General features: G+C 34.9%; 12 protein-coding genes. 11 read left to right on the forward strand and 1 reads right to left on the reverse strand.

What is annotated here, in order from left to right:
* The 11 genes from Q0K80_RS08770 to Q0K80_RS08820 all read left to right on the forward strand — a co-directional run.
* A partial coding sequence (locus Q0K80_RS08770; protein WP_294605512.1) for a hypothetical protein occupies positions 1 to 532 on the forward strand: 532 nt, incomplete at its 5' end.
* A gap of 9 nt (positions 533 to 541) precedes the next feature.
* Positions 542 to 1,024 (forward strand): PTS glucose transporter subunit IIA, encoded by a 483-nt coding sequence (locus Q0K80_RS08775; protein ID WP_294605514.1) that lies wholly within the window; start codon positions 542 to 544, stop codon positions 1,022 to 1,024.
* A 445-nt stretch (positions 1,025 to 1,469) separates the two neighbouring features.
* Positions 1,470 to 1,682 (forward strand): FeoA family protein, encoded by a 213-nt coding sequence (locus tag Q0K80_RS08780; protein ID WP_294605533.1) that lies wholly within the window; start codon positions 1,470 to 1,472, stop codon positions 1,680 to 1,682.
* Positions 1,675 to 3,666 carry a ferrous iron transport protein B gene (gene feoB / locus Q0K80_RS08785; RefSeq protein ID WP_294605517.1) on the forward strand — a complete coding sequence of 664 codons (1,992 nt, stop codon included), beginning with the start codon at positions 1,675 to 1,677 and terminating at the stop codon, positions 3,664 to 3,666. Before Q0K80_RS08780 ends, feoB begins: the two co-directional genes overlap by 8 nt.
* A gap of 10 nt (positions 3,667 to 3,676) precedes the next feature.
* The gene (locus tag Q0K80_RS08790; protein ID WP_294605519.1) at positions 3,677 to 3,862 is read left to right on the forward strand and encodes a FeoB-associated Cys-rich membrane protein; all 186 of its coding nucleotides are present in this window, start codon (positions 3,677 to 3,679) and stop codon (positions 3,860 to 3,862) included.
* A 1-nt stretch (position 3,863) separates the two neighbouring features.
* Positions 3,864 to 4,658, forward strand: a complete 795-nt coding sequence (sufC, locus tag Q0K80_RS08795; RefSeq protein WP_294605520.1) for a Fe-S cluster assembly ATPase SufC — start codon at positions 3,864 to 3,866, stop codon at positions 4,656 to 4,658.
* Between the two features lie 11 nt (positions 4,659 to 4,669).
* Positions 4,670 to 5,947 carry a Fe-S cluster assembly protein SufD gene (sufD, locus tag Q0K80_RS08800; RefSeq protein ID WP_294605521.1) on the forward strand — a complete coding sequence of 426 codons (1,278 nt, stop codon included), beginning with the start codon at positions 4,670 to 4,672 and terminating at the stop codon, positions 5,945 to 5,947.
* Positions 5,925 to 7,157 carry a SufS family cysteine desulfurase gene (locus Q0K80_RS08805; protein WP_294605523.1) on the forward strand — a complete coding sequence of 411 codons (1,233 nt, stop codon included), beginning with the start codon at positions 5,925 to 5,927 and terminating at the stop codon, positions 7,155 to 7,157. The genes sufD and Q0K80_RS08805 overlap by 23 nt, the downstream gene beginning before the upstream one ends.
* Positions 7,144 to 7,605 (forward strand): Fe-S cluster assembly sulfur transfer protein SufU, encoded by a 462-nt coding sequence (sufU, locus tag Q0K80_RS08810; RefSeq protein ID WP_294605525.1) that lies wholly within the window; start codon positions 7,144 to 7,146, stop codon positions 7,603 to 7,605. The genes Q0K80_RS08805 and sufU overlap by 14 nt, the downstream gene beginning before the upstream one ends.
* A complete protein-coding gene (gene sufB, locus Q0K80_RS08815; RefSeq protein WP_294605527.1) occupies positions 7,598 to 9,001 on the forward strand; it encodes a Fe-S cluster assembly protein SufB in 1,404 nt (467 codons plus the stop codon). Before sufU ends, sufB begins: the two co-directional genes overlap by 8 nt.
* Complete coding sequence (locus tag Q0K80_RS08820; protein WP_294605529.1) at positions 9,001 to 9,324, forward strand: metal-sulfur cluster assembly factor; 324 nt, start codon at positions 9,001 to 9,003, stop codon at positions 9,322 to 9,324. The genes sufB and Q0K80_RS08820 overlap by 1 nt, the downstream gene beginning before the upstream one ends.
* A 166-nt stretch (positions 9,325 to 9,490) precedes the next feature.
* On the opposite strand, the gene Q0K80_RS08825 is transcribed toward Q0K80_RS08820, so the two are convergent.
* Entirely contained in the window at positions 9,491 to 11,278 is a 1,788-nt protein-coding gene (locus tag Q0K80_RS08825) for an FAD-binding protein (protein WP_294605530.1), read from the reverse strand.
* Positions 11,279 to 11,563: the final 285 nt, after the last annotated feature.

Consider the following 11,563-nt stretch of genomic DNA (forward strand, 5'->3'; position numbering starts at 1 on the left):
AATAAGTTTGGTATTTGGCAAAAAGAAAAAAGTGATAAAAATGGTAAGTAAGATAAACAACTTCGTGATTAGTTTCTTGGATAGGGCTCATTTGGATACTAAAAAAATTTTGACAGCCTATATCAATGCTTTAATTTTAATTCCCTTGTTTTTCGGTTGCTTTATAGTTTTGACATCATCTGTTGCTAAACAAAACATCAATATTGTTTTGAATGATACACCTTTGATCGCAATAGATATGATAGTAGCTCTTACGGATTTTATTATGGGTTATTATATTTGGCTCAAGAAAGATTTGATTCTTAAGTATGAGGGTAATTATCACTTTTTGATGTTCAGTCAGGCGATTAGCCAGTTAATGGTTGGTAACATATTTTGCTTGATTTTGGCGCTTTTTGGCATCATACGTATTAATGAACAAACTGGCAAATTAAAATGTCAAAGCAATTTTATTAAAGTATCTGCTTTTATCTTTTTGACTATCTTTGGTTTTTGTTTAGTTTTAACAATTAGTATATTTATTAGGAAATAGGTAGAATTAATGTTTAATATATTTAAAAAACGCGGTTTTACAGTGGCTGCAGCTTGTGATGGAAGACTAATGCCAATTACAGATGTGAAAGATGAAGTTTTTTCTCAGAAAATGCTAGGTGATGGGTATGCCATTAAGCCTACAGATGGCAAAATTTATTCTCCTGTTGCTGGAACTGTCACCACAGTCTTTCCCACTAAGCATGCAATCGGCATTACTACTGATAATAATTTAGAAATATTGGTCCATTTAGGAATTGATACTGTTGAATTAAAAGGTGAGCCCTTTGAAGTGGCTGTCAAACAGGGCGACACCGTTAAGCAGGATGATTATTTGGCAAGTATGAATACAGACCTAATTACGGCTGAAAATTATGATGATACGGTAATAGTTGTTTATACTAATATGGACGTCATAAAATCTGTTTCTAATGTGTCGGTAGGTGATACGACCCACGGTGACACAGTTCAGACTCTTCAGTTTGATGCTTAATTATTTTTAAATAAGATGCTTCGACTGGTTAAATAAATTAAAGCCCTGAGCTTTAATTACAAATTTAACTACCTCGGAGCATTTTTTATTTAATATTGTAAAGGTATATGTTGGCCTGAAACTCAAAATTAGGGCCCTTTATTAGTTGGCAACTGAGGACTACTCTTCGATATTTAATTGTGGAGTGGTCATTTTTCTTATATTTAGATTATGTCATGTTATGTTGATTTAAAATCTCTTATTATAATATAGGATTTTATATTAATATAAAATATTTTTATTGATTTATAATTATTATTAATTAATTATAAGTCTAGTAGCAATAGTGTACATAACTGATTTATTTAAGCAAAGTTAATTTTTATAAATATTAGTTATAAAATTGCTTTTTTATCTTACAGAAAATTATATAATAATGTTAGATTATGAAAGCATGATGATAAATATGAAAAAGCAATACAAATTGAACTCATTACTTAAGTTAAACCAAGCAACAGTAACTCGGCTAAACAATTTAGGAATTCACAGTGGAAGCAAAATTAAAGTTGTCCGTTTTTATCCTTTTCATGGCCCGGTTATTATTGAGAATAATCATCAACGAATAGGAATTCGTTATAGTGTTTTTAAGATTTTAACTAGCGGTGAGGAAAATGGCTGATACGATAGCTTTAATTGGCAATCCCAATACTGGTAAAAGTTCCCTGTTTAATTCCCTGACTAGTACTCATGCTCATGTGGGAAATTGGTCTGGAGTTACGGTTGATAAAAAACTGGGAAAATTAAAAGGAGCCAATACCACTGTAATTGATTTACCAGGTGTTTATTCACTTGATCCTTTAGCAAAAGATGAAGCAGTAGTTGCAGATTATCTTATGCATAATGAGCCCAACTTGATTTTAAATATTACAAATGCAAATCAATTAAAACGTAATCTAATGCTTTCTCTTGACATATTAGAACTAGGATATCCTGTAATTTTGGTTTTGAATATGATTGATAGTTTGCACCGCACAGGACGACAGTATAATTTGTCTATTTTAAAGGATAACTTGGGCTGTAAGATAATTGCTACGAATGCACGTGGCCATTATGGCATTAAAGATTTACGCAATGAAATCGTTAAGCGCGGTGACTTTAAAGAGGGACCATTAAAGATAGCATATCCTGAAATAGTACAACAAGCCATTAGACAAGTAGCGCGAGACTTGGTTAAAAAATTTGGTTTTACTTTGCAAAAGGCTACATGGTTAAGCATTCAATATATGAATAAAAATAAATATGTTCGTAAATATGCTGAGAGCCATCATCTCACACCTTTACTGGAGCAAACTGAATATTATGATCGTCAGGATTTCAATAACAAGATTTTAACTAGACGGTTAGAATTTATCAATAAACTACTTGCAGAAGCGGTTGAACGTGTTAATGGTGTTAATGATATTGAAATTTCTAATCAAATTGATCGCGTAGTTACTAATCCGATTTTAGGCGTTCTTATCTTTATATTAATTTTGTTTTTAATGTTTAAACTATCGTTTGACTGGGTGGGAACACCGCTTTCAGATTATTTTGATAGTTTTATATCTGGACCATTGTCTAATACGTTTGATAATTGGCTTATCCAAGTAGGTGCCATTCCTGCTTTAAGATCGTTGATTGTTAATGGTATTATTGCCGGAGTTGGAGGTATTTTAGCTTTTATTCCCCAGATTTTTATGCTGTTTGCCTGTATTGCAATATTGGAAGATACAGGTTATATGGCCAGAGCAGCACTAACCATGGATCGTTTGATGCAAGTTTTTGGCTTAAATGGCAAGGCTTTTATTCCTCTAATAATTGGCTTTGGATGTAATGCCACAGGTGTAATGGCAACCAGAACTATCGAACAGCCTAAGGAAAGACTGGTAACGACTTTAATTATGCCCTTTATGAGCTGTTCAGCCAGGCTACCAATTTATGCTTTGGTTACAGCGGCAGTCTTTCCTCAAAATCAGGCTTTAATCATGCTTGGACTATATTTACTGGGAATTTTTGTCGCTTTATTTATGGCTAAAGTTTATGAAGTGCTTTTCAAAGTTAAAGAAAATTCGACTTTCGTAATTGAAATGCCAGACTATCATGTACCGCGATTAGACGTGCTGTTTCATAGTACTTGGGAGAATGGCAAAGGATTTATTAAAAAAGCGGGAACAATTATTTTTGCTGGTACAGTGTTCATTTGGTTATTATCTAACTTTGGACCTGCTGGCTTTATTACTAATTCCTCTGGTAGCTTTGCTGCAATTATTGGACGCTGTTTAGTACCTATTTTTGCTCCAATAGGTATCACTAGTTGGCAAATCATTAGCTCTTTGTTTACCGGAGTTTTAGCTAAAGAAGTAATTACTTCAAGTATGATGGTCATGTTTCATACCAGTAGTCAGGCTGTTTTAGTAGCAAATTTAACACAATTCATTTCACCTACAACTGGATTAGCTCTGTTGACGTTTATTTTGTTATATTCACCCTGCACAGCAACTTTGGCCACAGTAAAACAAGAAACAGGGTCTAACAAGTGGATGATATATTCATTACTGTCATCAACCTTAATTGCCTATATTGTGGCTTTTATTGTTTTTAAATTAAGCAGCCTAATTATATAGAGGAGTAGAGATGAGACTTTTTATCAATATTTTTATAATTGCAGTTATCGTTTTTTTAGCTGCGGTAATAGTGTATAAATCATTTAAAAAAGAGCAGCAAGGAAGATGCGCGGCTTGTGACTTAGACTGTCCAGCTAAAAAATTAGCTACTAATTTACCGAAAAACTCTGTGTATTTTAAGAAGGGGATAAAGTAATATGTCAATATTAGAAGTAAAAAATTTGCATGTAGAAGTAGAAGACACTGAAAAAAAGGTTCGTAAGGAAATCTTGAAGGGTGTCAACTTAACAATTAAAACTGGTGAAATTCATGCGATTATGGGGCCTAACGGTACCGGTAAATCAACTTTGTCTGAAACGATTATGGGCAATCCTCATTATTATGTAACCCAAGGCAATATCTTAATTGATGGCGAAAGTATCTTAAAAATGACAGTTGATGAAAGAGCTAGAAAAGGACTCTTTTTGGCTATGCAATATCCAGCAGAAATTCAGGGAGTAACTAATGTAGAATTCTTAAGAGCTGCTATTAATGCTAGAAGACCTAAAGATAAGCCAGTTCCAGTTACTGACTTTTTGAATGACTTAGATCAGAACCTAAACTTATTAGATATGAGCGAATCAATGACAGAAAGGTATTTAAATCAGGGCTTTTCTGGCGGTGAAAAGAAGAGAAATGAAATATTACAGATGCTGATGATTAAGCCTAAGTTTGGCGTTTTAGATGAAATTGACTCCGGTCTAGATATTGATGCGTTAAAAGTGGTGTCAAGAGGTATTAATGCTATGAGAAGTAGCAGTTTTGGCGCCTTGATGATTACTCACTATCAGAGACTGCTTAACTATGTTGTGCCTGATGTTGTTCATGTAATGATGGACGGAAGAATTGTTAAGGATGGCACCTCAGAATTGGCTAAGAAACTTGAAGATGAGGGTTATGCCGGTTTACGAGATGAACTAGGTTTACACATCAAATTAACAGATGAAGATTAGGGGGGATAATCGTGAAATCTGACCGATATCAAGAACTCAAACACGCAAGTCAATTGCATCAAGAACCTGATTGGTTGACTGCACAAAGACTTAATGCATTTGACCTAATCGGTCAATTAAAGCTACCTCATATGCAGAGATTTGCATATGAAAATTGGCCATTAACTAAGCAAAGAAATCTTGTTTGGCAGGATTCAAAAGAACAGATGCTTGATAAGCAAAGTACAGCTAATTTAATTCAAATTGGTGAAACAAAAGTCCAAAGAAAATTTGATCCTAGACTTGATAAAAAAGGAGTAATTTTTGCCGACTTATTTGCCGTACTTAAGTCCAGACCAGAATTAATTAAGAACTACTTAATGAAACAAGTTATTAAGTATGAAGAAAATAAATTGACTGCTTACCACATGGCTTACATGAATTGTGGCTATGTCCTGTATTTGCCATCAAATTGTGTAATTAACAAGCCAATTGAAGTTGACCTAGTGCAAGACTGTACTAACAAGAATGCCTGGATACCACACATTTTAATCATTGCAGAGAAAGGCAGTCAAGTCAAAATCGTGCAACACCTTAAGACCATTGGTAATGAACCTAATACTGCTAATATGGTAATGGAAGTGGTTGCTAAAGCTAATAGTCATATTGAGATTTCTTCACTAGAAGAGCTAAATAAGAATACTCTTTTTTATTTTAATCGCAGAGCTAATATTGCAGAAAATGCACACGTTGAATGGGCTATTGGCCTCATGAATAATTGTGACACAGTAGGTGATCTAGATTCTGAACTGATTGGTGAAGGCTCATATGCTAATTCTAAAGCCATTGCTATTACAAGTGGTAAACAAAAAGTTGGCTTTAACAATCGCGTTACTAATCGTGGACTTCATACTACAGGATTAATTAATCAACGCGGAGTTTTACTTGATTCTTCTAAACTGATTTTTGATGGCATTGGTCAAATTGTACATGGTGCTCATGGCTCCAATGCTGATCAAAAGAATCGTGTCTTAATGATGTCTGACGAAGCAAAAGGAGATGCTAATCCGTTACTTTTAATTGATGAAAATGACGTAATAGCAGCTCATGCCGCAAGTGTGGGACCAGTTGATAAAATGCAAATGTACTATTTGATGAGCAGAGGAATATCTTATGCTAAGGCTCAGAGATTAGTGATTCGTGGATTCTTAGGAGCAGTTATTGATGCCATTCCTGCTAAAAATGTCCGGCAAAATATGATTGATATTTTGGAAAGAAAATTAATTCGTGAACAAAATAAACAACATTAGGGATGAATTCCCCATTTTAAACAGAAAAATTAATAATGAGCCACTAGTTTATTTAGATAATGCAGCGACTAGTCAAATTCCTATCAGTGTACAGAACGTAATGAGGGAGTTTGAGCAAACAGCCCGCTCCAATGTTCACCGCAGTGTGGATACTTTAGGTAATATTGCAACAGCAAAATATGAAGAAAGTAGAAACTTAGTTAAAGAACTTATCAATGCACCCAGCCAAAATGATATCATTTTTACTTCAGGTGCTACTGAAAGTCTAAACATGATTGCATTTACCTTAGGCAATAAAATTATTGAAAAAGGTGATGAAATCGTAATAACCATCATGGAGCACCATAGCAATATTATTCCATGGCAGCAACTAGCTAGAAAGAAGCAGGCCAGTCTCAAATATATCGAGCTTTGTGATAATGGCGAATTAGATTTAGCAGATGCTAGAACTAAAATTACGGATAAAACTAAGATTGTGGCTGTAACACATGCCAGTAATGTTTTAGGTGTAATCAATCCCGTTGGCGAAATTAGTCAGATTGCACATCAACATGATGCAATTATGGTAGTCGATGGTGCACAAGCTGTGGGGCATTTTCCAGTTGACGTTCAGAAGTTAGATGCAGATTTTTATGCCTTTTCCGGACATAAAATATTTGGTCCAACTGGGACGGGCATCTTGTATGGCAAACAAAAACTACTTAAAAAAATGCCCCCTTATCGTTTTGGAGGAGAAATGATAGCTCATGTTACCAGAGCCAATGCAACTTGGGCGCAAATACCACAAAAATTTGAAGCAGGTACTCCTAATTATACTGGTGTAATAGGTTTGGGAGCTGCTATAGAGTTCTTAAATCAAATAGGTATTAAAAATATTCAAGTTAAAGAAAAAGAACTGGTTAAATATGTATTACCTAAAATTGAAAATATTCCTGGCATAACCGTTTATGGACCAAAAGAGTGGGCTAAACATACGGGGGTTATTTCAATTAACCTTGCTGGTATTCACCCTCATGATGTTGCTACTGCTTTTGATGAATTAGGAGTTGAAGTAAGAGCAGGGCACCATTGTGCCGAACCATTGATGACTGACTTAGGTATTACGGCAACAGTTAGGGCTAGTTTTGACTTTTATAATACTAAAGCTGATGCTGATGCTTTAATCAATGCGATTAAACAAACTGAGGATTTTTTTAATGAATTTAGATAGATTAAAACTTTTGTATAAAGACATCATATTAGAACAGGCAAATAATCCACAAAATACAGGAAGAATTAGAAATCCTACGAATGAAACTAATGTCTATAACCCTAGCTGTGGTGATAAGCTACATTTCACTTGTACATTAGATAAAAATAAAAAAATTACGGCTATTGCTTTTGAAGGAGAGGGCTGCTCAATTAGCCAAGCTTCTGCTAGCATGATGACTCAAGTGGTAAAAGGTAAATCAACGAAACAGGCAATTGAACTTTCCAAGATTTTTTCTGATATGGCTATGGGTAAAAAACATAGTCAGGAAGATTTGGAAAAATTGGGGGATGCACAAGTTTTGATTAATATTATGCAGTTTCCAGCCAGGATAAAGTGTGCCACTTTATCTTGGTGGGCTCTTGATAGAATGCTGTTAGGTGAGAAAAGGGACAAAAAAAATGACTAAAGCAGAAGACATTGTAAAAGATGAGAATTATCAATACGGCTTTCATGATAATGTAAAGCCAAAGTACACTACTGGTAGGGGTTTAACTGAAAAAATTGTCCGACGGATTTCGGCTGAAAAGCATGAACCTAAATGGATGTTAGACTATCGGTTGAAATCATTCGAAATCTATCAAAGGTTACCGATGCCTGAATTTGGACCAGACTTATCGGGACTTGATTTAAAGAACATGCACTACTATCAGAAAATGACAGATAAGAAGTACCGTGATTGGGCTGAAGTTCCGGAAGATATTAAGGAAACTTTTGAAAAACTGGGTGTTCCACAGGCAGAACGTAAATATCTAGCCGGCTCTGCCGCACAATATGAATCAGAAATGGTTTACAGTAATATGAAGAAACAATTCGATAAACAAGGTATTTTATTTACTGACACTGATACTGCGCTTCAAAAATACCCGGAATTATTTAAGCAATACTTTGGAAAATTAGTTAAACCGACTGCAAACAAGTTTGCAGCTTTAAATGGGGCTGTTTGGTCTGGTGGTACGTTTATTTATGTGCCTAAAGGAGTCAAAGTTAAAACCCCAATTCAGGCATATTTTAGATTAAACTCAGAAAATTCAGGTCAATTTGAAAGGACATTGATTATTGTTGATAAGGGAGCACATCTGGATTATGTCGAGGGCTGTACTGCTCCACAGTATTCTTCTGATTCGCTGCACGCAGCAGTCGTTGAGGTAAATGTTTTAGATGAAGCATATGCCCGCTATACTACAATTCAAAACTGGTCAGATAACGTTTACAGTTTAGAAACTAAACGTGCTGCTGCTGGCGCCCATGCAACCATGGAATGGGTTGATGGTAACTTAGGTGCAAAAGTAACTATGAAATACCCTAGTGTTTATCTTAATGGTGATGGTGCCAGAGGTACAATGTTATCTATCGCTGTTGCTCATAAAGGAATTCATCAAGATTCTGGCTCTGTTATGGAGCATAATGCACCTAACACTTCTAGTTCTGTTGTTTCTAAGTCGATTGCTAAAGGCGGAGGCTCTACTGACTATCGTGGTACAGTTAACTTTAGTAAAAATTCTTCTGGCTCTAAAGCTCACGTTGAGTGCGATACGATCATCATGGATGATAAGTCATCATCTGATACTATTCCCACTAATTCAATTGAAAATTCTAATGTTGCTATGGAACATGAAGCTACTGTTTCTAAAATTTCAGAGGATCAATTATATTATCTTGAAAGTCGCGGCATTCCAGAAAGAAAAGCTACTGAGATGATTGTTATGGGCTTTGTAGAACCGTTTACCAAGAAGTTGCCAATGGAATATGCCGTCGAACTTAATAGACTGATAGGGTTTCAAATGGAAGGTGCTATTGGCTGATGGACTTAGACAAGTTAAGTGCAAAAGAAAAAATGGTTTATTCAGCTTTAACAGGTGTAATTGATCCTGAATTGCAAGTGGATTTAATCAGCTTAGGGCTAATTTATGACATTAAAGTTGATGAAAAAAATCAAACTTGTACAATCACCATGACTTTGACAACAATGGGATGTCCAATTACTGAAATGTTGCAAAATATGATTAAAGAGTCGGTATTATCTATTGGGTTGAGAAAGTGTGATATCAATATCGTTTGGAATCCACAATGGTCTCCAAAAATGATGAGCAGGGAAGCTAGATTAATTCTAGGTATTACTGGTTAACAAGGAAAAATTAAAAAGAAGCGAGAAGAAAGCTTAAAAACGTTTTCTTCTCGCTTCTTTCGCAAGAAAATTTCTGTTGGATTGAATTTAATAGAATAACAGTTGTGCAATTTAATTACAGTAAACAGTAATCAATATTTGTATGATATTTAAATATTTATGATATTTAAATATCATTTTTATATTTATTTAAGGCGCTTTTGACAGCTTCTTGAAAAGCATGGCTAGTAGTAGTAGCCCCAGAAACTATATCTACATCGGTCGTCTGTTTATCTATCATTTCAGTGGTCAATAATGGGATTGCTCTGCCGCCTAATGATGGTGACTCTTTTTCTTGCAAGGTTTCAATTTTAGTTATTTTACCATCGTTTTTAGTAACTCGCACTATTATTGGTAGATCGCTAATGCCATTGTTACTTATGCCAATTTGTTGATTTTTCTTAGCAGAAAAATTATTAATTGATGAACGTGCATCTGTTTTTAATTCTTCTACCTTTGAAGCACCAGTAACTACATCTACTTGCTGCATTTTAGGCTTTGGAGCTGCCGCGTTGGTACCTGCAATTTTACCGGAAATTAATAAGTCGGCAATAGAGTTGGCCCCAACATATTTAGTGGCAAAGATATCACCTAATTCTCCAGCCTCGTAAAGATGAGGAATAACATTGCCTTCGAGATCGATTACCTCACAATGTTCATTTCTCTTAGCCCCACCATGTGTGTGAAGAATATTATGTCTCACCGGAATAGCGTAATATGGGCCCACGTTGAAAGCACGCATGGTGTTAATTTTACGATTTAAAAACATGTCACGTTTTTTCTCGTTTGTTAGAAAATTAAAATCTTCAATTGCTTGAGAAAGTTTGGGAGCCTGTATTTTTTTGGCTAAAGTATCTACTGAATCTGCTTTAATAGCATAAGATAGTAATTGCTTGATTTGTGAGGCTTCTGCTGAAGCGTCATTGGACAACTGATCATATTGTTTTTGATCCATGATAATGTGCGGATGATTTTGATTAGGAATCATAATCCAGTTGCCATGATTATATTTGTAGCCATGGCGGTCTTCTTCATCCTCACGGAAGTATCTTGTTCCGTCATCACCAGCAACAAAAATACTGCCATTAAATAAGCTCTTCCAATTAATCATGTAGGCAAATTTTTCTCTCGGCTCATTTTCACGTAGAGAAAGTCCATGAGAATCATAATTTGACATATGCCATAAACGAGCTCCTACCTCTTGAGCTAAGTCAATACCTTTTCCTTTATTATAAAGTGTTCCAATAGGAGCCAGTGAACCCTGGCCTAGGAAATTTTGAACCATATCTTGGTTATTTTCAAAGCCGCCTAAACTTAAAACAATACCATTTCTGGCGCCAACATTACGAACTTGATTTTTTCTATTAATTTGTGCACCTAAAACGGTTTTAGATTCTGGATCTTGAATTAAATGAACGGCTGGTGAATCAAACCAAATGTCAATGTTGTTTAAGCGCTCATAAACCTTTTTTCGTAATAATTTCCATAGACCACCGTTATACATACCTTGAGTCATGCTTTGTGACTGCATTGCATCAGCATGATGATATTCTGAATATTCGCCATTAGGCCTTCTGCCAGTCGGTCTCGCATCAATGTTAAAGTATTTTTTTGAGTACTCTTTCATCTGTAAAACATTGTTGACAAAAGCATCTAACGCCTTTGAATCGTATTTGAAGGGGTAATAAGTTTGAATATAATACTCTTTTAGATTGTCAAAGTCTTTTCCCCATGCAAATGCACCACCAGAATAGCGGGTATTACCTCCTTCATTACCTTCAGGAGCAGAATCGACTAAAAGGACGTGCGCACCATGATCAGCAGCAAATCTAGCTGCTGTCGCACCTGCACCACCAAAACCGATAATGATTACGTCATAAACGATATTCCATTTGATTTGTGAATTATAAAGCATTAAATCGCCAAATTTCTAGTAACAGTAACATATTGAGTTTTTTTATTTTTGAGAAAGTGCTGTCATATTCATCATTGTTAATTTACACCGCAAAAAATAAAAAGTCATATCATGATTTGTGAAAGATAAATAGAATAAATTTATGTGAAATAGCGCTGTCACTGTATTAATAGCACTTGTGATGTTGTTTTTGTATAATAAAATCAAATTAATATATAAATAATATTTATAAATATATTCAAAAATGTTGTTTAGAAAGATTTTGATACTATTGTAACTTGCAAA

It is taken from the genome of uncultured Lactobacillus sp., from assembly GCF_945290125.1.
Classification (GTDB): domain Bacteria; phylum Bacillota; class Bacilli; order Lactobacillales; family Lactobacillaceae; genus Lactobacillus; species Lactobacillus rizhaonensis.

Bases quoted from the DNA above. Each gene is read 5' to 3' on its own strand.
- Q0K80_RS08775 (WP_294605514.1), top strand. From the start codon at position 542: ATGTTTAATATATTTAAAAAACGCGGTTTTACAGTGGCTGCAGCTTGT.
- Q0K80_RS08780 (WP_294605533.1), top strand. From the start codon at position 1,470: ATGAAAAAGCAATACAAATTGAACTCATTACTTAAGTTAAACCAAGCA.
- feoB (WP_294605517.1), top strand. From the start codon at position 1,675: ATGGCTGATACGATAGCTTTAATTGGCAATCCCAATACTGGTAAAAGT.
- Q0K80_RS08790 (WP_294605519.1), top strand. From the start codon at position 3,677: ATGAGACTTTTTATCAATATTTTTATAATTGCAGTTATCGTTTTTTTA.
- sufC (WP_294605520.1), top strand. From the start codon at position 3,864: ATGTCAATATTAGAAGTAAAAAATTTGCATGTAGAAGTAGAAGACACT.
- sufU (WP_294605525.1), top strand. From the start codon at position 7,144: ATGAATTTAGATAGATTAAAACTTTTGTATAAAGACATCATATTAGAA.
- sufB (WP_294605527.1), top strand. From the start codon at position 7,598: ATGACTAAAGCAGAAGACATTGTAAAAGATGAGAATTATCAATACGGC.
- Q0K80_RS08820 (WP_294605529.1), top strand. From the start codon at position 9,001: ATGGACTTAGACAAGTTAAGTGCAAAAGAAAAAATGGTTTATTCAGCT.
- Q0K80_RS08825 (WP_294605530.1), bottom strand. From the start codon at position 11,278: ATGCTTTATAATTCACAAATCAAATGGAATATCGTTTATGACGTAATC.